General features: G+C 63.2%; 19 protein-coding genes and 1 tRNA gene. 14 read left to right on the top strand and 6 right to left on the bottom strand.

Annotated features, from left to right (window positions below; genetic code table 11):
• Positions 1-4 precede the first annotated feature (4 nt).
• From nuoL to AC1DXU_RS00440, 5 genes are read left to right on the top strand one after another with little or no spacing between them, the layout of a single operon-like run.
• On the top strand, positions 5-1,978 hold the full coding sequence (gene nuoL, locus AC1DXU_RS00460) for an NADH-quinone oxidoreductase subunit L (RefSeq protein ID WP_477362938.1): 1,974 nt from the start codon (positions 5-7) through the stop codon (positions 1,976-1,978).
• The gene (locus AC1DXU_RS00455; protein WP_477362935.1) at positions 1,978-3,483 is read left to right on the top strand and encodes an NADH-quinone oxidoreductase subunit M; all 1,506 of its coding nucleotides are present in this window, start codon (positions 1,978-1,980) and stop codon (positions 3,481-3,483) included. The genes nuoL and AC1DXU_RS00455 overlap by 1 nt, the downstream gene beginning before the upstream one ends.
• 19 nt (positions 3,484-3,502) lie before the next feature.
• The gene (nuoN, locus tag AC1DXU_RS00450) at positions 3,503-4,939 is read left to right on the top strand and encodes an NADH-quinone oxidoreductase subunit NuoN (RefSeq protein WP_477311991.1); all 1,437 of its coding nucleotides are present in this window, start codon (positions 3,503-3,505) and stop codon (positions 4,937-4,939) included.
• 2 nt (positions 4,940-4,941) lie between these two features.
• Positions 4,942-5,763, top strand: a complete 822-nt coding sequence (locus AC1DXU_RS00445) for a biotin--[acetyl-CoA-carboxylase] ligase (RefSeq protein WP_477362932.1) — start codon at positions 4,942-4,944, stop codon at positions 5,761-5,763.
• Positions 5,764-5,799: 36 nt separating this feature from the next.
• On the top strand, positions 5,800-7,470 hold the full coding sequence (locus AC1DXU_RS00440) for a ribonuclease J (RefSeq protein WP_477362929.1): 1,671 nt from the start codon (positions 5,800-5,802) through the stop codon (positions 7,468-7,470).
• 13 nt (positions 7,471-7,483) lie between these two features.
• Here the strand turns inward: AC1DXU_RS00440 and AC1DXU_RS00435 are convergent, their stop codons facing one another.
• Entirely contained in the window at positions 7,484-8,341 is an 858-nt protein-coding gene (locus AC1DXU_RS00435) for an MBL fold metallo-hydrolase (protein WP_477362926.1), read from the bottom strand.
• 133 nt (positions 8,342-8,474) lie between these two features.
• Between AC1DXU_RS00435 and mce the strand changes: the two genes are divergently transcribed.
• From mce to AC1DXU_RS00405, 6 genes are all read left to right on the top strand, one after another.
• The gene (mce, locus tag AC1DXU_RS00430; RefSeq protein ID WP_477362923.1) at positions 8,475-8,879 is read left to right on the top strand and encodes a methylmalonyl-CoA epimerase; all 405 of its coding nucleotides are present in this window, start codon (positions 8,475-8,477) and stop codon (positions 8,877-8,879) included.
• Positions 8,876-9,160 carry a DUF1467 family protein gene (locus AC1DXU_RS00425; protein WP_477362920.1) on the top strand — a complete coding sequence of 95 codons (285 nt, stop codon included), beginning with the start codon at positions 8,876-8,878 and terminating at the stop codon, positions 9,158-9,160. The genes mce and AC1DXU_RS00425 overlap by 4 nt, the downstream gene beginning before the upstream one ends.
• A gap of 606 nt (positions 9,161-9,766) precedes the next feature.
• Complete coding sequence (gene proS / locus AC1DXU_RS00420; protein ID WP_477362917.1) at positions 9,767-11,095, top strand: proline--tRNA ligase; 1,329 nt, start codon at positions 9,767-9,769, stop codon at positions 11,093-11,095.
• The gene (locus AC1DXU_RS00415) at positions 11,092-12,393 is read left to right on the top strand and encodes a lipoprotein-releasing ABC transporter permease subunit (RefSeq protein ID WP_477362914.1); all 1,302 of its coding nucleotides are present in this window, start codon (positions 11,092-11,094) and stop codon (positions 12,391-12,393) included. Before proS ends, AC1DXU_RS00415 begins: the two co-directional genes overlap by 4 nt.
• Positions 12,390-13,073 carry an ABC transporter ATP-binding protein gene (locus AC1DXU_RS00410; protein WP_477311984.1) on the top strand — a complete coding sequence of 228 codons (684 nt, stop codon included), beginning with the start codon at positions 12,390-12,392 and terminating at the stop codon, positions 13,071-13,073. The genes AC1DXU_RS00415 and AC1DXU_RS00410 overlap by 4 nt, the downstream gene beginning before the upstream one ends.
• 494 nt (positions 13,074-13,567) lie before the next feature.
• Complete coding sequence (locus AC1DXU_RS00405) at positions 13,568-14,818, top strand: site-2 protease family protein (protein WP_477362911.1); 1,251 nt, start codon at positions 13,568-13,570, stop codon at positions 14,816-14,818.
• A 9-nt stretch (positions 14,819-14,827) separates the two neighbouring features.
• Here the strand turns inward: AC1DXU_RS00405 and lipB are convergent, their stop codons facing one another.
• Positions 14,828-15,571, bottom strand: a complete 744-nt coding sequence (gene lipB / locus AC1DXU_RS00400; protein ID WP_477362908.1) for a lipoyl(octanoyl) transferase LipB — start codon at positions 15,569-15,571, stop codon at positions 14,828-14,830.
• Positions 15,572-15,604: 33 nt separating this feature from the next.
• Between lipB and AC1DXU_RS00395 the strand changes: the two genes are divergently transcribed.
• The 3 genes from AC1DXU_RS00395 (at position 15,605) to AC1DXU_RS00385 (ending at position 17,249) form a co-directional block, all read left to right on the top strand.
• The gene (locus AC1DXU_RS00395; RefSeq protein WP_477362905.1) at positions 15,605-15,868 is read left to right on the top strand and encodes a hypothetical protein; all 264 of its coding nucleotides are present in this window, start codon (positions 15,605-15,607) and stop codon (positions 15,866-15,868) included.
• Positions 15,833-15,917, top strand: a tRNA-Leu gene (locus AC1DXU_RS00390). Before AC1DXU_RS00395 ends, AC1DXU_RS00390 begins: the two co-directional genes overlap by 36 nt.
• Before the next feature lie 405 nt (positions 15,918-16,322).
• Complete coding sequence (locus tag AC1DXU_RS00385; RefSeq protein WP_477362902.1) at positions 16,323-17,249, top strand: TauD/TfdA dioxygenase family protein; 927 nt, start codon at positions 16,323-16,325, stop codon at positions 17,247-17,249.
• Between the two features lie 67 nt (positions 17,250-17,316).
• On the opposite strand, the gene AC1DXU_RS00380 is transcribed toward AC1DXU_RS00385, so the two are convergent.
• The 4 genes from AC1DXU_RS00380 to AC1DXU_RS00365 form a co-directional block, all read right to left on the bottom strand.
• Positions 17,317-20,001: a phosphoenolpyruvate carboxylase gene (locus AC1DXU_RS00380; RefSeq protein WP_477362899.1), complete on the bottom strand. Its 2,685-nt coding sequence runs from the start codon at positions 19,999-20,001 to the stop codon at positions 17,317-17,319.
• A gap of 66 nt (positions 20,002-20,067) precedes the next feature.
• Positions 20,068-21,036 carry a 2-hydroxyacid dehydrogenase gene (locus AC1DXU_RS00375; protein WP_477362896.1) on the bottom strand — a complete coding sequence of 323 codons (969 nt, stop codon included), beginning with the start codon at positions 21,034-21,036 and terminating at the stop codon, positions 20,068-20,070.
• A gap of 92 nt (positions 21,037-21,128) precedes the next feature.
• The gene (gene sucD, locus AC1DXU_RS00370; RefSeq protein WP_477311978.1) at positions 21,129-22,028 is read right to left on the bottom strand and encodes a succinate--CoA ligase subunit alpha; all 900 of its coding nucleotides are present in this window, start codon (positions 22,026-22,028) and stop codon (positions 21,129-21,131) included.
• A gap of 14 nt (positions 22,029-22,042) precedes the next feature.
• Positions 22,043-23,227, bottom strand: coding sequence for a malate--CoA ligase subunit beta (locus AC1DXU_RS00365; RefSeq protein ID WP_477311977.1), 1,185 nt, complete (start codon positions 23,225-23,227; stop codon positions 22,043-22,045).
• Positions 23,228-23,242: the final 15 nt, after the last annotated feature.

Raw genomic sequence — 23,242 nt, 5'->3', positions numbered from 1 at the left:
CACCATGTATCAGGCCATCGTCTTCCTTCCACTGCTCGGCTTCCTGATCGTCGGCCTGTTCGGCTCGTCGCTTGGCGCCAAGGCGTCGGAATACATCACCTCCGGCTTCCTGGTGATTTCTGCCGTACTGTCGTGGGTCGCCTTCTTCTCCGTCGGCTTCGGTGACGGCGAAGTGTTCACCGTGCCGGTGATGCGCTGGATCCAGTCCGGCGGGCTCGAAGCCTCATGGGCGCTTCGTATCGACACGCTGACGGTGGTCATGCTGGTGGTGGTCAACACGGTGTCGGCGCTGGTCCATATCTACTCGATCGGCTACATGCACCACGACCCGAACCGGCCGCGCTTCTTCGCCTATCTGTCGCTGTTCACCTTCGCCATGCTGATGCTGGTGACGGCCGACAATCTGGTGCAGATGTTCTTCGGCTGGGAAGGCGTTGGTCTCGCCTCCTACCTGCTGATCGGCTTCTGGTACAAGAAGCCGTCGGCCAATGCCGCCGCGATCAAGGCCTTCGTCGTCAACCGTGTCGGCGATTTCGGCTTCGCGCTCGGCATTTTCGGCGTCTTCGTGCTGTTCGGCTCGGTCAATCTCGGCACCATTTTTGCCAATGCGGCGACGTTCATTCCCGCTGAAGGCGCTCCGCAAGGGGCGGCCGTGCTGACCTTCCTCGGCCATGCGCTCGACAAGCAGTCGGCGATGACCATAGTCTGCCTGCTCTTGTTCATGGGCGCCATGGGCAAGTCGGCGCAGGTGCCGCTGCACACCTGGCTGCCGGACGCCATGGAAGGCCCGACGCCGGTCTCGGCCCTCATCCATGCCGCCACCATGGTGACGGCCGGCGTGTTCATGCTGGCGCGGCTGTCGCCACTGTTCGAGCTGTCGCATTCGGCGCTGACGGTGGTCACCTTTATCGGCGCCTTCACCGCCTTCTTCGCGGCGACCGTCGGCCTGGTCCAGAACGACATCAAGCGCGTCATCGCCTATTCGACCTGTTCGCAGCTCGGCTACATGTTCGTGGCGCTCGGCCTCGGCGCCTATGGCGCGGCGATCTTCCACCTGTTCACGCACGCCTTCTTCAAGGCGCTGCTGTTCCTGGGCTCCGGCTCGGTCATCCACGCCGTTTCCGACGAGCAGGACATGCGCAAGATGGGCGGCCTCAAGGCACTGATCCCGAAGACCTATTGGATGATGGTGATCGGCACGCTGGCGCTGACCGGCGTCGGCATCCCGGTGACGGTCATCGGCACCGCTGGCTTCTTCTCCAAGGATGCCATCATCGAGGCTGCTTTTGCCGGGCACAATTCGGTCGCCGGCCTCGCCTTCATTCTGCTGGTCATCGCCGCCTGCTTCACCAGCTTCTATTCCTGGCGTCTGATCTTCATGACCTTCCACGGCGAGCCGCGCGCGAGCCACGAGGTCATGCACCACGTCCATGAATCGCCGCCGGTCATGCTGGTGCCGCTGTTCATCCTGGCGGCAGGCGCGCTGTTTGCCGGCGTGATCTTCCATGGCGCCTTCATCGGCGAGGGCTATGCCGAGTTCTGGAAGGCATCGCTGTTCACGCTGCCGGACAATCACATCCTGCACGAAATCCATGAATTGCCACTGTGGGTGGAATTGGCGCCGTTCATCGCCATGCTGATCGGCTTTGCGATGGCCTGGAAATTCTACATCCGCTCACCGGAATTGCCCCGGAGCGTCGCCGCCAACCATCGCCTGCTCTACGCCTTCCTGCTCAACAAATGGTATTTTGACGAGCTCTACGACGTCCTGTTCGTGCGGCCGGCAAAGGCGCTCGGCCACTTCCTGTGGAAGACCGGCGACGGCACGATCATTGATGGCCTTGGTCCGGATGGCGTTTCAGCGCGCGTCGTCGATGTCACCAACCGCGTCGTCAAGCTGCAGACCGGCTACCTCTATCACTATGCCTTCGCCATGCTGATTGGCGTTGCCGCACTCGTCACCTGGATGATGCTCTGATGACCGGCTGGCCAATCCTCTCGCTCGTTACCTTCCTGCCGCTGGTTGGTGTGCTGTTCATCCTGCCGATCAATGACGACAGCCCGAATGCGCGCCGCAACATCCGCGCCATCGCGCTGTGGACGACGAGCATCACCTTCCTGGTCTCGCTCTCCATCTGGGCCGGCTTCGACAATTCGCAGGCCGGCTTCCAGTTCGTCGAGAAGTTTGCCTGGCTGGATTCCGGCATCTCCTACCATATGGGCGTCGACGGCATCTCGATGCTGTTCGTCATCCTGACCACTTTCCTGATGCCGCTCTGCATCCTGGCGTCGTGGGAATCGATCGAGAAGCGGGTCAAGGCCTATATGATCGCCTTCCTGCTGCTCGAAACGCTGATGATCGGCGTGTTCTGTGCGCTCGATATCGTGCTGTTCTATGTCTTCTTCGAAGCCGGCCTGATCCCGATGTTCATCATCATCGGCGTCTGGGGCGGCAAGCGGCGCGTCTACGCCTCGTTCAAGTTCTTCCTCTACACGCTGGCCGGCTCGGTGCTGATGCTGCTCGCCATCATGGCGATGTTCTACCAGTCCGGCACCACCGACATCCCGACGCTGTTGACGCACCAATTCCCGGCCAGCATGCAGACATGGCTGTGGTTGGCCTTCTTCGCCTCCTTCGCGGTGAAGATGCCGATGTGGCCGGTGCACACCTGGCTGCCGGACGCTCACGTCGAGGCGCCGACCGCCGGCTCGGTAATCCTGGCCGCCATCCTCTTGAAAATGGGCGGGTACGGCTTCCTGCGCTTCTCGCTGCCGATGTTTCCGCTCGCCTCGGAAATGTTCGCGCCGCTGGTCTTCACGCTCTCCGTCGTCGCCATCATCTACACCTCGCTGGTGGCGCTGATGCAGGAGGACATGAAGAAGCTGATCGCCTATTCGTCGGTCGCCCATATGGGCTTCGTCACCATGGGCATCTTCGCCATGAACCAGGAAGGCGTGCAGGGCGCGATCTTCCAGATGCTGTCGCACGGCCTCGTCTCCGGCGCGCTGTTCCTGTGCGTCGGCGTCATCTACGACCGCATGCACACGCGCGAGATCGACGCCTATGGCGGGCTGGTCAACAACATGCCGAAATACGCCACCGTGCTGATGGTCTTCACCATGGCCAATGTCGGCCTGCCCGGCACCAGCGGTTTCGTCGGCGAATTCCTGACCATGCTCGGCGTGTTCCGGGTCAACACCTGGGTGGCGTTCTTCGCGGCCACCGGCGTCGTCCTGTCGGCCGCCTATGCGCTCTGGCTCTACCGCCGGGTGATCTTCGGCGCGCTGACCAAGGAAAGCCTGAAGGGCCTGCTTGACCTGTCGACGCGCGAGAAGGTGATCATCTACCCGCTGGTCGTGCTGGTCATCTTCTTCGGCGTCTACCCGGCGCCGGTCTTCGACGCGACGGCCGAATCGGTCAAGACGCTCGTCACCAATGTCACCGCATCCATCGGCTCCGCGCAGACCGCGGCAGCGAATTAACCCAAGGGTTTTGCGAACCATGACGCCAGACCTTCTCTCCAGCCTGTCGCTCTCGACGCCAGAGCTGATCCTCGCCATCGGCGCTTTGGCGCTGTTGATGGTGGGTGCCTATTCGCGCGCCAACACCACCACGACGGTGACCGCTCTTGCCGTCGTCATCCTGGTGGTCGCCTGCGCCTGGATGGTGTTTTCCACCGGGCAGGGCAGTGCCTATGGCAACGCCTTCGTCCAGGACTCCTTCGCCCGCTTCATGAAGGTGCTGTCGCTGGTCGGCTCGGCAGTGACGCTGATCATGTCGATACGCTTCGCCAAGGCGGAGCATTTCGACAAATTCGAGTATCCGGTGCTGATCCTGCTCTCAACGCTCGGCATGATGCTGATGATCTCGGCCAACAGCATGATCGGGCTCTATCTCGGCCTCGAACTGCAATCACTGGCGATCTACGTGCTGGCGGCGATCAATCGCGACAATCTGCGCTCGACCGAGGCCGGCCTGAAGTACTTCGTGCTGGGCGCGCTGTCGTCGGGCATGCTGCTCTACGGCATCAGCCTCGTTTACGGCTACACCGGCAACACCGGCTTCCAGGAGATCGCCACGGCACTTGGCAGCGGCGAGCGCCAGCTTGGGCTCGTCTTCGGCCTGGTCTTCGTACTGGCCGGCCTTGCCTTCAAGATCTCGGCGGTGCCCTTCCACATGTGGACGCCCGACGTCTATGAAGGCGCGCCGACGCCGGTGACGGCTTTCCTGGCGGCCGCGCCGAAAATGGCGGCAATGGCGCTTCTGGTGCGCGTCACAATGGGTGCGTTCAAGCCGATCGCTTCGGACTGGCAGCAGATCATCGTCTTCATCTCGATCGCCTCGATGGCGCTCGGCGCCTTTGCGGCAATCGGCCAGACCAACATCAAGCGGCTGATGGCCTATTCCTCGATCGGCCATATGGGCTATGCGCTGGTCGGCCTTGCCGCCAACAGCCAGGCCGGCGTGCGCGGCGTCGCCATCTACATGCTGATCTACCTGGTGATGACGCTCGGCACCTTCGCCTTCATCCTCGCCATGCGGCGCAAGGAAGGAAATGTCGAACAGATCAGCGATCTTGCCGGCCTGTCTTCGACCAATCCTGTCATGGCGACGATCCTCACCATCCTGATGTTCTCGCTGGCCGGCATTCCGCCGCTCGCCGGCTTCTGGGGAAAGTGGTACGTGTTCCTCGCCGCCATCAACGCCAATCTCTACACGCTGGCGATCATCGGCGTGCTCGCCTCGGTGGTGGGCGCCTATTACTACCTGCGCATCATCAAGATCATGTGGTTCGATGAGCCGGTCGGTGGCTTCGTGCCGATGGCGACGGAACTGCGTGTCGTGCTCGGCGTCTGTGGCGCCTTCGTGCTGTTCTATGTGCTGATCGGCGGGCCGATCGGCACCTATGCCGAAGCCGCCGCCAAGACCTTCTTCTGACGGTGACGTTCAGGCTGGCTCCAACCGCTGAGACGGAAGGGTTCCGGCTCGAGTCCCATGACAGCGTCGGCTCCACAAATGCGCTGGCGCTGGAGCATGCGCGGAAAGGCGATCCGGGAAAACTCTGGGTCGTTTCCAAAAAACAGGAAAGCGGGCGGGGCCGGCGCGGCCGGGTCTGGGCGACGCCCGAAGGCAATCTGGCGGCGACGCTGCTGGTCATCACCACCGGAGAGCTTCGGCTCGCCGCGACGCTCGGCTTCGTTGCCGGCCTGGCGCTGGCCGATGCGCTCGACGCCGTCGTGCCGAACGGCAAGGTCGCCATAGGCCTAGACGGTGCAAGCCAGGGCAAAAACCGTTTTGAGCTGAAATGGCCGAACGACGTGCTGGCCTCCGGCGCCAAGCTTGCCGGTATCCTGCTTGAATCGGCGATCCTCGACGGCGGCCGTTTCGCGGTGGCGGTCGGCATCGGCGTCAATGTGGTGGCTTATCCCGAGGATTTGCCTTATCCGGCGATATCATTGCGCGCGCTGGGCGCGACATGCGATGCGGAAACGCTGTTTCTGGCGCTGTCGGATGCCTGGAGCGACAATGCGCGGCTGTGGAACGACGGGCGCGGACTGTCGGCCGTCAGGCAGCGCTGGCTGGCGCGCGCGGCGGGACTTGGCGGCGAGGTTGCTGTCAGGATTGACGGTAATGTGGTGCGCGGTACCTTCGAGACCATTGACGAGGACTGCCGTTTCGTGATCCGCGACGATAAAGGCTCGGTTCTGACGATCGCCGCCGGCGATGTACATTTCGGCGCGGTTGCGTCCGCCAAAATTTGACCGGCTTGGGTTTGACCGGGCAGGAGAGGGAATATCATGGCGAAAGCTGACAACGCCGAACTCGTGTTCGTGCCGCTGGGTGGTGTCGGCGAGATCGGCATGAACTTCGCCCTCTACGGCTATGGGCCGGCCAGTGCGCGCGAATGGATCATCATCGATGTCGGCGTCACCTTTCCCGACGCGGCGCATCCGGGTGTCGACCTCATCCTGCCCGACACGCGCTTCATCGAGGAGAACCTCGCCAATCTGCGCGGCATCATCATCACCCACGCCCATGAAGACCATTATGGCGCGCTGCTCGACCTCTGGCCGAGGCTGAAGGCGCCGGTGTGGATGACGCCGTTCAGCGCCGGACTGCTGGAGGCGAAGCGGCAGGGCGAGCAAGGTGCGCCGAAGATCCCGCTGACGATCTACCGTGCGGGCGAAAAATTCACCGTCGGTCCCTTCGAGATCGAGGCCATTCCGGTCGCGCATTCGATCCCCGAGCCGATGTCGCTGGCCATCACCTCGCCGGCCGGCACGGTGATCCATACCGGCGACTGGAAGATCGATCCGGAGCCGACGATCGGGCCGAAGACCGACGAGGCGCGCTTCCGCTGGTATGGCGACAAGGGCGTGCTGGCGCTGATCTGCGATTCGACCAACGCGCTCAGGGAAGGCGAGTCGCCGTCGGAAGTGGCGGTCGGCGAGGGGCTCAAGGGCGTCATCCAGAGCGCCAAGGGCCGTGTCGCGGTCACCACCTTCTCCTCCAATGTCGGACGCATCGTTTCCATCGCCAGGGCGGCGCGCGATGCTGGCCGCCAGTGCCTCGTGCTCGGCCGCTCGCTGAAGCGCGTCATCGATGTGGCCGGCGAGCTTGGCTATATGGACGGGCTGCCTGAGTTCATCGCCGAGGAGGATTTTGGTTTCGTCCCGCGCGAAAACCTCGTCATCATCTGCACCGGCAGCCAGGGCGAGCCGCTTGCCGCATTGGCCAAGCTGTCACGCGACGAGATGAAATCGGTGTCGTTTACAGCCGGCGACACGGTGGTGTTTTCCTCGCGCACCATTCCCGGCAACGAGAAGGCGATCCTCGAGATCAAGAACCGCCTCATCGATCTCGGCATCAAGATCATCGAGGACGGCGATGCGCTGGTGCACGTCTCCGGCCATCCGCGGCGCAGCGAACTGCGCAAGATGTATGAATGGGTGCGGCCGCAGATCGGCGTTCCCGTGCATGGCGAGGCAGCGCATCTGGTGGCGCAGGGCTCGCTGATGTCGACGTCCGGCATCGGCCAGGTGGCGCAGGTGCGCGATGGCGATATGCTCAGGCTTGCTCCCGGTGCGGCCACCATCATCGACCAGGTGCCGTTCGGCCGCATCTACAAGGATGGCCGGCTGATCGGCTCCGACCAGGCGATGGGCATCCGCGACCGGCGCAAGCTGTCCTTTGCCGGCCATGTCGCGGTCAATGTCGTGCTGGACGACAAATACGAGCTCGCCGGCGATCCCGATCTGGTCGCCATTGGCGTTGCTGAAGCCGACGCCAGCGGCGAGAACCTCGAAGATTTGATGATCGACGCGGCAGTCGGCGCCGTGGACTCCATCCCGCGCCAGCGCCGAAAGGACCTCGACCTGGTGCAGGAAGCGGTGCGGCGCGCCGTGCGCGGTGCAGCCAACGAGGCCTGGGGCAAGAAGCCACTGGTGACGGTTTTCGTCACCAGATAGAGGGCGGGAATAGCTAGAAATTCAGCTGGTAGCTGGCGGGGAGCCAGCGAAAGCTCCCGTCCAGCCGCTCGACGTGCCCGAGACCCGGAAACGGCATGTGATAGCCGGCGACCAACAGCCGGTGGTCGGCAGCCATTGTCAGCAGACGCTTGCGGGTCTCGACGGCCTGCTCTTTCTCGTCGTCGAGATCGGCATGCCATTCCGGGTGCTGGATAGACACGACTGAGTGCAGGAAGGCGTCCGACCAGACGAGCAATTGCTGGCCGTCGCTTTCGACGTGGAAGGCCAGCAGCCCCGGAGAATGACCGGCGGCATCGATGGCGGTGATGCCCGGCACGATTTCGTCTCCCGGCGCTACGAATGTCGCCCGGTCGGCAAGGGGCGTGCAGACGCGGCGGAACAGGTCGCGGTTGCTCAACCTGGCTTCGCGCACCGCATCCGCCTCCGTCCAGAAGACGAATTCGGCGGCGCCGAAGACATAGCGCGCCCGGCTGAAAACGGCTTTGCCATTGTTCATAAGGCCGCCGATGTGGTCGGGGTGCCCATGCGTGACAACAACCATGTCGATGTCGGCGGGCTGGAGCCCGAGGTCCTGCAAGCATTGCAGAAGCGAACTGTCGGCGTCGCCGAATCCGGTGTCGAAGAGGATTTTTTCCACGCCGGTGTCGATCAGCGTTGGGATGAAGCAATGCTCGTATCGATTGGGATCGATAAAGTTCGAGATGGCGAGTTCCTGCACGGCGCCCGGCGATTGTCCGGGCGCGAAAGCTGCCGCGAGATTGTCTCTGATATCGACGGCGTCGAGCAGGGCGGCGACCTTGAATGAGCCAAGATAGAAGCTGAAAACGCGAGGGCGGGCAGGATCCGGCATTGCCGTTTGTACTTCGCTGTTGTCGATTGGAACAGGCCGGTGGTCACCGGAGTGCGACCTTGCGCGCCTCGCGAGAGGCTATTGATATCGGCCGATTTGACGTAAGACGCCAGGCATCGAAGCTGGAGGTTTCATGCTGGGACGCCTGAACCATGTCGCGCTTGCCGTGCCGGATCTGGCTGCGGCGATCGCCGCCTATCGCGATACGCTTGGCGCCCGGGTGACCGCGCCGCAAGCGTTGCCCGAGCATGGCGTCACCGTGGTGTTCGTCGATGTCGGCAACACCAAGATCGAGTTGCTGGAGCCGCTGGGCGAGGGCTCGCCGATCGCGGCCTTCCTGGAGAAGAACCCCTCGGGCGGCATGCATCATGTGTGCTACGAAGTTGACGACATCCTGGCAGCGCGCGACAGGCTCAAGGCCGGCGGCGCCCGCGTCCTGGGTGACGGCAATCCCAGGATTGGCGCACACGGCAAGCCGGTGCTGTTCCTGCATCCCAAGGACTTTTTCGGCACGCTGGTCGAACTGGAGCAGGCATGAGCTGGATTTCGTTTGCGGCGCTGTTCTTCATCACATGGTGGCTGGTGCTGTTTGTCGTGCTGCCGTTCAGCGTGCACACGCAGGATGACGATCACGACGTGACGCTGGGCACCGTTCCCAGCGCACCGCGCGGGCCGCATATGTTGCGCGCCGTGATCCGCACCACCATCGCTACGGCTGTTGTCATGGGCATTTTCTACGGCTTGACGCGGGGGCTTGGTCTCAGCCTCGACGAAGTCCCGCACATCATACCGGAGTTCAACCAGGCACCGGCGCAATAGGCCTGGTTCGTCCTGACAAAATCGGGACTCACACAGCTGACGCTAGGTCATGTGGTTTGGTAATCTTTGGCGCTAAGCGGGTGATTGCACAAAAAAAATGCAAGGCACAAGGCCTTGCAATTTAAACGCGTCCGATCTGTTTCCGGTTTCCGGCGGCAGCGAGTAACCGCGCCTAGATCGCATCCTCCCAAGACTTTGACCGCGTAGGAGAGCAGATTTTTCTCTACCCTCTCGGTTATCGGGGCACACTAGCCTAAGCCAGATGAAATTGTCACGCGGAATTTTGCCCGGAAACAGGCATTCTCGTGCTGCAGTGCACAATAGTACGGCAGGCTTTGCTTGTGAAACGATCAACAGGCCGGATGCGGCATTGTTGCCGGCCGAATCGCTGCCCATCCCTGGATGTGCACAGGACGCTCCAGCACTTTGAAGCCAAGCATCGTGCTGGTCCAAACCGAGGGTCTGCAAAGTAAAATCGATTTTTCCGATTTCGCGCCGATGCGGCGGGTCGGGTTTCCATTCCGCCATGAAATGGCTATGAAGCCGGGGCAAGCAGCCAGTGACGCGCCGATTCCGGTGCGGCTATCCTCTCTCACGGACCAGTCCATGCGTTTGTCGCGCTATTTCCTGCCTATCCTCAAAGAAAACCCGCGCGAGGCCGAAATCGTCTCGCATCGGCTGATGCTGCGCGCCGGCATGATCCGCCAGCAAGGGCAGGGCAGCTTTTCCTGGCTGCCATTGGGCAAGCGGGTGCTGGACAAGGTCTGCCGGATCATTCGGGAAGAACAGGACCGCGCCGGTGCGCTGGAGATTCTGATGCCGACCATCCAGTCGGCCGAGCTGTGGCGCGAAAGCGGCCGCTATGACGACTACGGCAAGGAGATGCTGCGCATCAAGGACCGGCAGGACCGCGACATGCTCTACGGTCCGACCAACGAGGAAATGGTCACCGAGATCTTCCGCTCCTATGTCAGGTCCTACAAGGATCTGCCGCTCAACCTCTACCACATCCAGTGGAAATTCCGCGACGAGGTGCGGCCGCGTTTTGGCGTCATGCGTTCGCGCGAATTCCTGATGAAGGACGCCTATTCCTTCGACCTCGACTATGAAGGCGCCAAGGCGGCGTACAACCGCATGTTCGTTTCCTATCTCAGGACGTTCACGCGCATGGGGCTGCAGGCGATCCCGATGCGGGCCGACACCGGACCGATCGGTGGCGACCTCAGCCATGAATTCATCATCCTGGCCGATACCGGCGAGAGCCAGGTTTTCTGCCATCGCGACTATCTTTCGCTTGCCGTGCCGGGAGCCAGCACCGATTTCGCCAACGGCGCCGAGATCGCCGACATCGTCAAGACATGGACGACGCCTTACGCCGCCACCGATGAGATGCATGACGAAGCGGCGTGGGAAAAGGTCGGCGAGGGGGACAAAGTCTCTGCGCGCGGCATCGAAGTCGGCCACATCTTCCATTTCGGCGACAAATATTCCAAGCCGATGGGCGCCAAGGTGACCGGGCCCGATGGCAAGGACAGTTTTGTCTCGATGGGCTCCTATGGCATCGGACCGTCGCGGCTGGTCGCGGCGATCATCGAGGCCAGCCATGACGACAACGGCATCATCTGGCCGGAATCGGTGGCGCCCTTCGATATCGGCCTGATCAACATGAAGGCCGGCGACGCCGACTGCGACCGCGTCTGCGGCGAACTCTATGCAGCGCTTGTCGCGGCCGGCAAGGATGTGCTCTACGACGACACCGACCAGCGGCCGGGCGGCAAGTTCGCCACCGCCGACCTGATCGGCCTGCCGTGGCAGATCATCGTCGGGCCGCGCGGCGTTGCCGCCGGCGAGATCGAGATCAAGAACCGCAAGACCGGCGAGCGCGAGACGCTGCCGATCGCGGACGTTAGGAAACGCTTCGGGATTGCCGCATGAGCGAAGCGGCCGCAGCCAAGCGTACGGTCGCCAAGCCCTTGGTCGCTGGACCATTTTCCATGTTCGAGCGCATGGTTGCGTGGCGCTATCTGCGCTCGCGGCGCAAGGAGACGGTGATCTCGGTCATCGCTTCGATCTCCTTCCTCGGCATCATGCTGGGCGTCGCCACACTGATCGTCGTCATGGCCGTGATGAACGGGTTCAGAGCTGAGCTTTTGACGCGCATCCTTGGCGTCAACGGCCATCTGATCGTGCAGCCGCTCGATTCGCCGCTGGAGGACTATGCGCAGGTTGCGAGCCGCATCAACGCTGTAGCAGGCGTCAAATACGCCATTCCGCTGATCGACGGTCAGGTGCTGGCGCAAGGCAATGTCGGCGGCGGCACCGGTGCGCTGGTGCGCGGTATCAGGGGTGATGATCTCGGCAAGATCGCCATCGTCGCCAACAACATCAGGCAGGGCTCGATCGCCGGCTTCGACACAGGCGAGGGCGTTGCCATCGGCAAGCGCATGGCCGAGAATCTTGGCCTGGTGCTCGGCGACACCATCACGCTGATTTCGCCCGACGGCGACGTGACGCCAATCGGCACGACGCCGCGGATGAAGGGCTATCCGATCACGGCGATCTTCGAGGTCGGCATGTCGGAATATGACACGTCGATCGTCTACATGCCGTTTTCCGAAGCGCAGCTCTATTTCAACATGGACGGACGGGCGCAGACGATCGAGATCTATGTCGACAACCCCGACGACGTCGACGCGCTGAAACCGAAGGTCGAAGAAGCGGCGCAGCGACCGATCGACATGGTCGACTGGCGCCAGCGCAACGAGACATTCTTCTCCGCCCTGCAGGTGGAGCGCAACGTCATGTTCATGATCCTGACGCTGATCGTGCTGGTGGCGGCGCTCAACATCATTTCGGGCCTGATCATGCTGGTGAAGGACAAGGGCCACGACATCGCCATCCTGCGCACCATGGGCGCGTCGCGCGGCGCCATCCTGCGCATCTTCCTGATGACAGGAGCGGCGATCGGCGTCACCGGAACGCTGGCCGGCGTGCTGCTCGGGGTGCTCATCTGCACCAACATCGAATCGATCCGCCAGTTCTTCTCCTGGATGACCGGCAAGGTGCTGTTCAATCCGGAGCTCTATTTCCTCAGCCAGCTGCCGGCAAAGATGGACCCGCGCGAGACCACCTACGTCATCCTTATGGCGCTCGGCCTGTCCTTCCTGGCAACGGTGTTTCCGGCATGGCGGGCCGCCCGCCTCGATCCGGTCGAAGCCTTGAGGTACGAATGATGGCCGAGGCCATTATCGAGCTGAAGAGCGTCGAGCGGCACTATGTGCAAGGGCCGCGCAAGCTCACCATTCTGAACGGCGCCGACTTCTCGCTGAAGCGCGGCGAGATGGTGGCGCTGGTGGCGCCGTCGGGCACTGGCAAGTCGACGCTGCTGCACACGGCTGGCCTGCTCGAGCGGCCCGATGCCGGTGACGTGATCCTGGCCGGACGTGCCTGCGGGCGGCTTTCCGACGAGGAACGCACGGCGATCCGCCGCAACGATGTCGGCTTCGTCTATCAGTTCCATCATCTGCTGCCGGAGTTCTCGGCGCTGGAAAACATCATGATGCCGCAGCTGATCAAAGGGCTGTCCCGCAAGGAGGCATCGGAGCGCGCGGCGCAACTGCTCGACTATATGCAGATCGGCAAGCGCGCGTCGCACCGTCCGTCCGAACTGTCCGGCGGCGAACAGCAGCGCGTCGCCATTGCGCGCGCCGTCGCCAATGCGCCGCTGGTGCTGCTGGCCGACGAGCCGACCGGCAACCTCGATCCGGTGACGGCCTCCTACGTCTTCGAAGCACTGGAAGCGCTGGTCAGGCAATCGGGCCTGGCGGCACTGATCGCCACCCACAACCATGAGCTGGCATCGCGGATGGATCGGCGGGTGACGTTGCACGAGGGTAAGGTCGTGCCGCTTTAGGGCACGGCGATACTCAGGTGAGGCCGGCCTGCGAAAGGCGGCTTCCTGTGCTTCCGGTGCTCACGTACCCAAAAGTACGCTCCGCTCCGGTTCTCGGAATCCACCTTTCTCGACTCGGCCTGACCTGAGTCTCGACATGCCCTGCGTCGGCGCCGGAAGACGGGCATCGCGCCTGCTAACCTTTCTTTAACCCTGCCCAAACCGGCTGTCAGGATTCGTCGGCATGCCGCTTTCCGATCGTTGACATTCGAACAAAATTAGAACAAATTATGAACATAGCAACAACAGGAGTGAGTTATGACCGATTTGGTTCAGGACGTCGTTTCGCTGGTGTGCATGAGTGCGTTTCTCGTTTCCATGGCGATGTGGATCGGCGCCATGTGAGGACCTGCGGTTTCGCCGCAGTGTTTTGAGGCGGGCAGGAGGGCGGTTGTGCCGTTAAGCCTTTCTTGCCGCCATGACGCTAGGGTGCCCTGAGGACAGGAGCAACACCGGTGTCGCCGATCGTGACGGCCATCCTCGTGGCCAGCAATCTCGGGCTGATCTTTCTGCTGATGACCGCGCCGCTCGGTCTGCGCACGGTCAAGCTCAGCCGGCTGGTGTCAGCGGACCGTCAGCGTCTCTGGCAGGCGCTGTGGCCACTTGGCAGCGATGCCGGCTGGTCGGGCGAGATCCTCTCCGCCGAGGCGCTCGACAATCAGGGCATGGCTCGCATCATGCTGTCCTGGGAAGGCCGCGACGGCCAGCCAATCGAGCGCATGTCACGGTTCGAAGATGTTGTCGAAGGCAGTCGTTTTTCGATGCGCGTCATCGAGGATACAGCGCTTGATGCTTCGTTCTGGAAGGACTTTTGCGAGACCACCGAGCTTGTCTCGGAAGGCAGTGGGACGCGGGTGAGTCTCAGCCAGACCGATCGCTATCGTGGCATCGCATTCCTGGTTTTCCGTTACTTCGCCATGCGCCGCGAACTGGGCAAGCTGGAGATCTGGGCCAGGACTGGAGAGTACCGCAAGGGCGGCTGGTTCGAGCACCCGCTCAGCCAGGTCGGCTTTGCCGTTCTTTCGGCATTCATCCTGTGGCCGTTCTTCGGGCTCAACCTTGGCGGCCTGGCGCTGGCGTCGATCCTGACCTCGGTGGTGGCCCTGCATGAGCTTGGCCACATGGCAGCCTTCCGGCTGGCGGGGCATCGCCAGGCACGGATGATCTTCATCCCGCTGCTCGGCGGCATCGCCATTGGCGGGCGGCCCTATGACAGCCGTTTCGAAGTGGCTTTCGTGGCACTGATGGGCGCCGGCTTTTCGGCTTTCCTGGTGCCGCTGCTGATCGCCGCCAGCGTGCTTGCAGGCGGTGAGGGGCATCGGCTCGCCGCTGGATTGCTGGCGACGCTTGCCGGCTGCTCTGCCCTGTTCAACATCGCCAATCTGGTGCCGGTGTGGAAGTTCGATGGCGGTCAGGTGCTGCGCCAGATCTGCCCGGGTCCGATCGCCTTGGCGCTGGCGTCGTTTTCCCTGCTCTCCGCCTTGCTGGCAGTTGGCTGGCTGGCAGGCTTTTCCCCAAGCTTTCTGCTGGTGGCGGGTGCTGTCTTTTCGATTCTCAGCCTGCTGACCATGGGCAGCGCGGTAAAACCGCGCCACGAACTGAAGCCGATCCGCACCTTCGATCGTTTCGCCATGGGCGGCGCACTGCTGGCGGTCTTTTCAATTCACGGATACGGCCTGTTGTGGGCCTCCGCGCGCCTGCTCTGAAGCAGCGTGTCAGCCGGCCTTGCGGGTTGCCTCGACCGGCGGAGCTGCAGCCTGACCGAACACATCCTCGAAGGCGGACTTCAGCGCCAGGTCGAGATCGGCCATGGTCACGGGCAGGCCAAGATCGACAAGGCTGGTGACGCCGTGATCCGAAACACCGCATGGCACGATGCCGCTGAAATGGCTGAGATCCGGCTCGACATTGATGGCAATGCCGTGAAAGCTCACCCAGCGCCTAAGCCGGATGCCTATTGCGGCGATCTTGTCTTCGGCGGGAGATCCGTCGGGCAGGGAAGGGCGATCCGGCCGCACCACCCAGACGCCGACACGATCCTCGCGGCGCTCGCCGCGCACATTGAAGGCGGCGAGCGTGTCGATGATCCATTGTTCGAGCGCCGCGACGAAAGCGCGGACGTCCTCGCGCCGCCGCTTGAGGTCGAGCATCACATAGGCGACCCGCTGGCCCGGCCCGTGATAGGTGTATTCGCCGCCGCGCCCGGCCGCAAACACCGGGAAACGGCCGGGGTCGATCAAATCCTCGACGTGAGCGCTGGTGCCGGCGGTGTAGAGCGGCGGATGCTCGACCAGCCAGACCATCTCGCCGGCAGCGCCGCTTCTGATCGCATCGGCGCGCGCCTCCATCACGGCGAGCGCGTCGGGGTAGGTGGTCAAGCCGGGCTCGATCCGCCATTCGACCGGCGCGGAACCGGGCAAGGGCAGGAACGACGTGGCGATCTGGCTGCGTTCTGGCATGGCGTATCTCGTCTAAAGCGCGATGCGCTTTAGATGTTTGTTTTTGTGCATATCGTGATCCCAAAACCGCTGCGCACTTTTGGGCGACATGCATCTGCCCTTCATATGGCGGCAAACAATCAAAACGTCCAGTTCCGGGCGCGTTCAGGGCCTTTGCTGTCTTATGCCAAATCCCCGGCGATTATTGCGCTGCGCGCCCTTGTTTCGCCGGAAACGATTTGCTACACGCCGCGAGCCGGTTCGTTCCGGCTCCTACCACGTGCGGTCGTGGCGGAATTGGTAGACGCGCAGCGTTGAGGTCGCTGTGGGGCAACCCGTGGAAGTTCGAGTCTTCTCGACCGCACCAAAAGCCGTTCTTGATCAGTCGTTTTTGGCGACAAGGCGATCGAGACCGCCGCCATCCAGAGCCCGCAACCGGCATCGTCCCGGCAGGGCGATGCGTTGTCCTATCAGCGCAGCTCATCCGTCCTGGAACGGTTTCTCACCCAATTGAAAGCTTCGCCATAGCCCTCCCTGGCAAAGCCTGTACGATTTAGCATCGGCCATCGCTGGCGCTGCATGCCACCGCTAGCTGCGAGAAGGCGCTTGGGCAGATGGCATTTTTCTCCCAGCCGCTGAACTTTGAAAGACTTTTTCTATGGAATTTGTAGAATTATGTTTTGATATGATCCCAGCACTGCCCGCCAAGTTCTGACGGGCCTTCGCCTCCTCGGCGAAGTTGCGCCAGTGGTTTTAGAGAATGGAGACTCCCATGACCAAACTCGTCGACCAAATCATCCCGGAAGCCGATATTGTCCCGCTGACGGGACGTGTCGGCGCCGAGATCAGGAACATACGGCTTTCCGGCGATCTGCCGCAGCAGACGGTGGCGGCGATCAACCAGATCCTGTTGCGGCACAAGGTGGTGTTCTTCCGCGACCAGGCGCATCTCGACGATGCCGAGCAGGAGCGCTTCGCCCATCGTCTCGGCGACCTGGTGCCGCATCCGACCCAAGGTCCCATCAAGGGAACGGCGTCCATTCTCGAGCTCGATTCGAGCCGTGGTGGCGGTCGTGCCGATCAGTGGCATACCGACGTCACCTTCGTTGACGCCTATCCGAAATTCTCTGTTCTTCGCGGCGTCGTCATACCGCCGGCCGGCGGTGACACCATCTGGTCGAACACCGCCGCGGCCTACCAGGACCTGCCCGCGCCGTTGAAGCTGCTGGCGGACAATCTCTGGGCGGTTCACAGCAACGCCTACGACTATGCGGCGGTCCGGCCGCGTGCGAGCGCTGCGGAAAAGAAGCATTTCGAGGAGGTCTTCACCTCAACGGTCTACGAGACCGAGCATCCCGTCGTCCGCGTCCATCCCGAAACAGGCGAGCGCACGCTTTTGCTCGGCAATTTCGTGCAACGGCTGATCGGTCTTTCCAAAAGCGATTCAGCGCGGCTCTACGAAGTGTTCCAGTCCTATGTCACCGCGCCGGAGAACACTGTCCGCTGGCGCTGGAAAGCCGACGACGTGGCGATCTGGGATAACCGGGCCACGCAGCACTACGCAGTCAACGATTATGGCGATCAGCACCGCGTCGTCCGTCGCGCCACCGTCGACGGCGACGTTCCGGTCAGCGTCGACGGTCGTCGCAGCGCCACCCGCACCAAGGTCGCGAAGCCCGCGACAGACAAGGCCGCCTGAGCGCGGTCGAACCTAGGGAGCCGCTGTAGCCCTGGGCGATGACGGGGTAGCTCGGCAAAAGCCGGGCCTAACCCGTCCACCCAAGGCCAGCCGAGATGCAATTGATCGATACAAGCAGAGCGTCGGTCGCCCGTTTCTGATCCGCTGTCCCGGTATTTGTACGAACTTCACGCAGCAGGTCGACCTGCAGCCGGTGAATGTCATCCATCTGCCGCCGCAGATTGTCAAAACGCCGCTTGAACATCGGAAAGCGCGCGGAAAGATCGCCTCCCGTGAGGTCACCGATCAGGCGTCGCGTCAGCTCGTATTCGGCGCCGATGCGAGCGTAGATTCTTGCCGCGGCATCGCTGTCGGACACCAGGCCGGCGTAGAGCCGCGCGATCTCCATGTCGGACTGGTAAAGCGTCTTCTCGGCCTCGTCGACGATCAGGCGGAAGAAGCGCGAGTGCTCGAACATGCGGGCCAGAAGTTCGCGCCCGGCCTCGCCGCGCACCGTGACGAACGAGCTGAGCGCGCTGCCGATCCCATACCAGCCGGTCAACAGATGACGGTTCTGGCTCCAGGCGAACACCCATGGAATGGCGCGCAGGTCGGCAATGCCGCTGGCGCCGAAACGGCGATCCGGCCGTGAGCCCATTTTCAGCAGCGCCAATTCCGCCACCGGGCTCGCCTGGTTGAAATAGTCGAGGAAGCCGGGCTCGGCCATTAATCTGGCATAGGACGCCTGCGACATGCCTGCCAGCGCTTCCAGCGCTTCGTCGAACTCGGGTGTCTGCGTCGTTTCGACGTCGCCGGGCGATGCGGCGCTGTGACCCAGCACGGCTGCAGCGAGAACCTCGAGCTGGTTGAGGCCGGTGCCGCGATTGGCGAATTTCGACGATACGACCTCGCCCTGTTCGGTCACCCGCATGGTTCCGGCGACAGTGCCTTGCGGCTGTGCCGCGATCGCCCGGCCGGTCGGCGCGCCGCCACGGCTGACCGAGCCGCCGCGACCGTGAAAGAAACTGATCCTGATCTTATGCTTGCGTCCGACGGCAGCGAGGCGCTTTTGCGCTTTTGCCAGTTCCCAATTGGAAGCCAGGAACCCGCCGTCCTTGTTGGAATCCGAATAGCCGAGCATGATCTCCTGGCGCGCGCGAAAATCCCGTACCGTGCGCCTCACCAGCGAAATGCCGAGCAATTCATTCAGGATGGCAGGGGCGGCCTGCAGATCGGCGATGGTCTCGAACAAGGGCACAATCCGCAGCCTGATCGTGCCGCCGCCACCGGGCGCGGTTGAAAGTCCGCAATATTGCGCCAGCAGATAGACCGCGAGCAGGTCGTCGACCGAGCGGGTCATGCTGAGAACGAAACAGCCGACAGCGTCGGCATCCGAAGTGGAGATGTGCCTGGCGATGACGGAGAATGTCGAAAGCAGTTCACCCGCTTCAGGCGAGAGCCGCCTCGCGTCGATCTCCAGCCGCTCGCCGTGGCTGAGGCCTAAGCGAATGCGCGCCGACCATTGCGGGGTGCCGGCCGTGACCGGCTCGGCGGGATTTGTCAGCGCAAACAGCTCGGCCAGCACCCGGTTGACGACCGTGGAGTTCTGCCGGACGTCGAGCGAGACGGTGCGGAAGCCGAAGCTTCCGACTTGCCAAAGCAGAGGCTTGACGAAACGCCTGGCGACCGCGCGCCCTCCGATCGCTTCGAGAACGCAAGACAGCCCATTCAGATCGGCACGAAACGCCTCTGCCGAGAGGTACGCCGCCGCACCGCCGTCTCGCGTGGCCACCAGCCGGGCATACAGGGCCGATGCGAACTGGCGCAGCGGTTCGTCAGGGTTGCGGGCTGCGATCAATTGCGCCTCTCCGCTTCTATCAAGTGCTGCTTGCAGCACCGGCTTGAAGCTGGCCGGCAGGTCGATGACGTTCGAACTGGCGCTGAGCACCGTCACCAACCGCTGAACCTGCGTCAGATACCAGCCTATGGCGGTGTTGCGGTACTCGGCCATGGCATGGTCGGTGACTGTGGCCGTCACATTTGGATTGCCATCGCGGTCGCCGCCGATCCACGAGGCATAGCGCATGAAGGCGGGAATTCTGATCGGCTTTCCCGGATAATGACGCTCGAAGGCGCCTTCGAGCTTGCCATAGAGCTGCGGCGTTGCCTCGAAGAGGACTTCGCGAAAGAAATGCAGGCCCCAGGCGATTTCGCGTTCGACCGTCGGGCGCTCCAGCCGCAGTTCGCCCGTCATCCATAGAAGCTCGATCTCGCTTTCCAGATCGGCGACCAACAGGTCGCGTTCGCGCGGCGCCCAGCGCGGCTGGTCGAGCTCGGTCAGCTTGCGATAGATGCGGCGGTGGATCTCCAGCACCGTGACGCGTTTGGCCTCAGTCGGATGGGCGGTCATGGTCGGACCGACGCAAAGTTCGTCGAACGCCGCCTGAACTTCGTCGGCCGACTGACCGTTCGCTGCCATCTGCGCGACCACGCTGGCGAAGGACCCGGGCACTTCGTCGACCCCCGCGCCTTGTTCGAGTTCGCGACGCGCCCGCATGGCAAGCAATTCGTCGGCAATCGCCAGCAGCTGGAACCATACGCCGCTCGCCTGAAGCGCCGGGATGCGCTGCTCCTGGGCAAGCGAGACAAGCGACCTGCGTCCGCTTAGAACGGCGGCGATCTCGGGCTCACGCGCGCTTGCGACCTGAAGCAGCAGGCGCAACAACAGGCTGCGCTCGTCCTCGCGAAATTTGATGCGTCTGCTCTGTTCCAAAGCCGCTTCCTCGTCCGCATCGATTGCAATTGCAGCCGCGCCCTGGAGCGAGACCGGCGCCGGCTGTCAGGCGACCCGGTTGGGCACCGGACGACCCTCGAAGAAGGCGGTCAGGTTCTCCACCACCTTCATGCCCATCGCCACCCGCGTTTCCTCGGTCGCACTGCCGAGATGCGGCAACAGCACGACGTTTTCCAACCGCTTCAGCGCCTCCGGAACGGCCGGCTCCTCGGCAAAGACGTCGAGACCGGCGCCTGCGATCTCGCGCCTTTCCAGCGCACCGATCAGGGCATCCTGGTCGACGACGTCGCCGCGCGCCGTGTTGATCAGGAACGCGCCGCCTTTCATCAGCCGCAGGCTGCGGGCATCGATGAGATGGCGGTTTTCCGCGCCGCCCGGACAGTGCAGCGAGACGAAGTCGGATGCCGTGAGCAGCCCTTCCAGGGTCTGCATCTGCACCGCGCCCATGGCGCGCGTCTCGTCATCATCGACCGGCGACCGGTTGAAGAACACGATCTTCATGCCGAAGCCGAAATGCGCGCGCCTGGCTGTCGCCTTGCCGATGCGCCCCATGCCGACAATGCCCAGGGTCTTGCCCGATACTTTGGCGCCGGCCATGTGGGTCGGCGACCAGCCACGCCACTCTCCGGCCCGCAATTGCCGCTCGCCTTCACCGGTCCGGCGCGCGACAGCCAGGATCAGGCTGAGCGCGAGGTCGGCGGTGCAATCGGTCAGCACGCCCGGCGTGTTGGTTACCACGATGTCGCGGTCGCGCGCCGCCGTGATATCGATATGGCTGAAGCCGACGCCGAAATTGGCGATGATCCGGGCGCGTGCGGCGCTTTCGGGAAACACCTGGGAAGGCAAGCGGTCGCTGACCGTTGCCAGGATCGCGTCAAAATCCGCGAAGGCGGAAGTCATCGCAGCAGGGCTCAGCGGCGTATCGCTGGCGTTGAACGTCGTGTCGAAGCGCTCGGCAAGGATCGCTTCAACGGCGGCCGGCCATCTGCGGGTGACAATCAAACGCGGTTTCATCTGATATCCTGCCAATCGGAGGGCGGCGATGCTTGCGCCGACCCGAAACAGATTTCACATCTTGCGCGATGCGGCGTTCGCCGCTCGACTGATCACGCCGCCTTCTTCGCTTGCGCCAGCGTGTCGGCCACGACTTCGCCGAAGGAGGATGGCGTCGGCACGATGACGACGCCGGCCTCTTTCAGGATTTCGACCTTCTCCTGTGCCGACTCGCCAAAGGCCGAGATGATCGCGCCGGCATGGCCCATGCGGCGGCCTTTCGGCGCGGACAGTCCAGCGATATAGGCGATCAGCGGCTTGCGCATGTTGTCGCGCGCCCAGAGCGCGGCTTCGGCTTCCTGCGGTCCGCCGATCTCGCCGATCATGACCACGGCGTCGGTGTCGTCGTCCTGCTCGAACAGCTTCAGAATGTCCTTGAAGGACGAGCCGTTGATCGGATCGCCACCGATGCCGACACTGGTGGAAACGCCGATGCCGAGCGCTTTCATTTGCGACGCGGCCTCGTAGCCGAGCGTGCCCGAACGCCCGACAATGCCGACCCTGCCGGGAAGGTAGATGCTGCCGGGCATGATGCCCATGAGGGCCTGTCCGGGCGTGATCATGCCGGCGCAGTTTGGCCCGATCAGCCGCATGCGGTCCTCGAAGCGATAGCGCAGCATGTAGCGCTTGACCTGCATCATGTCCTGCGAAGGAATGCCGTCGGTGATGCAGATGCAGAGTTTTATGCCGGCGTCCGCTGCCTCCATGATCGAGTCGGCGGCAAAGGGCGGCGGCACGAAGACGATGCTGGCCTCGGCGCGGGTTTCGCGCACCGCGCCTTTGACGGTATTGAAGACGGGCAGGCCGAGATGCGTCTGGCCGCCCTTGCCGGGCGTCACGCCGCCGACAAGTTTGGTGCCGTAGCGTTTCATGTCCTCGGCATGAAAACTGCCGATCTTGCCGGTGAAGCCCTGGACGATGACGCGGGTGCTGCGGTTGAGCAGGATTGCCATTTTTTCGACCTCCCTCAGGCTGCTTTTTTCTTGGTGGCCGCGCGCCAGGCGGCGACGGCTTTCTCGGCGGCTTCGGCCAGCGTGTCGGCGACGATCACCGCCTCGCCGGAATCGGCCAGGATGCGGCGTCCTTCCTCGACCTTGGTGCCGGCGAGCCGCACCACCAGCGGCACGTTGACGCCGACTTCGCGGATCGCCTTGATGACACCCTCGGCGACCCAGTCGCAGCGGTTGATGCCGGCGAAGATGTTGACCAGGATGGTCTCGACATTCTTGTCGCCAAGCACGGCGCGGAACGATTTCGCAACCCGCTCGGGCGAGGCGCCGCCGCCGATGTCGAGGAAGTTGGCCGGCTCGCCGCCGGCGATCTTGATCATGTCCATCGTCGCCATGGCGAGGCCGGCGCCGTTGATAATGCAGCCGATATTGCCGTCGAGGCCGACATAGGAAAGGCCACGGTCGCTGGCAAAGGTTTCGCGCGCGTCTTCCTGGCTCTTGTCGCGCAATTCGGAGATTTCGGGCCGGCGAAACAGCGCGTTCTCGTCGAACGACATCTTGGCGTCGAGCGCGACGAGGTTGCCGTCGCGGGTCACCACCAGCGGATTGATCTCCAGCATCGAGGCGTCGTAGTCGCGGAACACCTGGTAGCAGCCGAGGATGGTTTCGGTCGCCTTGCCGATCAGGTTCTGGTCGAGGCCGAGCCCGAACGCGATCTCGCGCGCCTGAAACCGCTGCATGCCGACGCCGGGATCGACCGTGGTGCGGATGATGGAATCCGGAGCCCTTTCGACGATGTCCTCGATCTCGATGCCGCCGGCGGCCGACGCGACGATCATGACGCGCTCCTCCTTGCGATCGAGCACGAAGCCGACATAGAGCTCCTGCGCGATGTCGACGGCTTCCTCGAGGTAGAGCCGCGAAATCAGCTTGCCGCGCGGGCCGGTCTGATGGGTCACCAGCTTGCGGCCGAGCATGGCCTCGGCGGCTTCCGCGATTTCCTCGTCATTGACGCACAGCTTGATGCCGCCGGCCTTGCCGCGCGCGCCGGAATGAACCTGCGCCTTGACGACCCATTTGCCGCCGCCGATCTCGCGGGCGCGGTAGGTCGCCTGCTCGGGGCTGTAGGCGAGGCCGCCGCGCGGGATGTGGACTCCGTGCCGGGCGAGCAGTTCCTTGGCCTGATATTCGTGAATGTCCATTTTGTCCTCCCGGGA

It is taken from the genome of Mesorhizobium sp. P3_A10 (assembly GCF_056403175.1).
The sequence above is the reverse complement of the archived record's forward strand: the minus strand, read 5'-3'. Positions and strand labels throughout refer to the sequence as shown.

Bases quoted from the DNA above. Each gene is read 5' to 3' on its own strand.
- nuoL (WP_477362938.1), top strand. From the start codon at position 5: ATGTATCAGGCCATCGTCTTCCTTCCACTGCTCGGCTTCCTGATCGTC.
- AC1DXU_RS00455 (WP_477362935.1), top strand. From the start codon at position 1,978: ATGACCGGCTGGCCAATCCTCTCGCTCGTTACCTTCCTGCCGCTGGTT.
- nuoN (WP_477311991.1), top strand. From the start codon at position 3,503: ATGACGCCAGACCTTCTCTCCAGCCTGTCGCTCTCGACGCCAGAGCTG.
- AC1DXU_RS00440 (WP_477362929.1), top strand. From the start codon at position 5,800: ATGGCGAAAGCTGACAACGCCGAACTCGTGTTCGTGCCGCTGGGTGGT.
- AC1DXU_RS00435 (WP_477362926.1), bottom strand. From the start codon at position 8,341: ATGCCGGATCCTGCCCGCCCTCGCGTTTTCAGCTTCTATCTTGGCTCA.
- mce (WP_477362923.1), top strand. From the start codon at position 8,475: ATGCTGGGACGCCTGAACCATGTCGCGCTTGCCGTGCCGGATCTGGCT.
- AC1DXU_RS00425 (WP_477362920.1), top strand. From the start codon at position 8,876: ATGAGCTGGATTTCGTTTGCGGCGCTGTTCTTCATCACATGGTGGCTG.
- proS (WP_477362917.1), top strand. From the start codon at position 9,767: ATGCGTTTGTCGCGCTATTTCCTGCCTATCCTCAAAGAAAACCCGCGC.
- AC1DXU_RS00415 (WP_477362914.1), top strand. From the start codon at position 11,092: ATGAGCGAAGCGGCCGCAGCCAAGCGTACGGTCGCCAAGCCCTTGGTC.
- AC1DXU_RS00410 (WP_477311984.1), top strand. From the start codon at position 12,390: ATGATGGCCGAGGCCATTATCGAGCTGAAGAGCGTCGAGCGGCACTAT.
- lipB (WP_477362908.1), bottom strand. From the start codon at position 15,571: ATGCCAGAACGCAGCCAGATCGCCACGTCGTTCCTGCCCTTGCCCGGT.
- AC1DXU_RS00395 (WP_477362905.1), top strand. From the start codon at position 15,605: ATGTTTGTTTTTGTGCATATCGTGATCCCAAAACCGCTGCGCACTTTT.
- AC1DXU_RS00385 (WP_477362902.1), top strand. From the start codon at position 16,323: ATGACCAAACTCGTCGACCAAATCATCCCGGAAGCCGATATTGTCCCG.
- AC1DXU_RS00375 (WP_477362896.1), bottom strand. From the start codon at position 21,036: ATGAAACCGCGTTTGATTGTCACCCGCAGATGGCCGGCCGCCGTTGAA.
- sucD (WP_477311978.1), bottom strand. From the start codon at position 22,028: ATGGCAATCCTGCTCAACCGCAGCACCCGCGTCATCGTCCAGGGCTTC.
- AC1DXU_RS00365 (WP_477311977.1), bottom strand. From the start codon at position 23,227: ATGGACATTCACGAATATCAGGCCAAGGAACTGCTCGCCCGGCACGGA.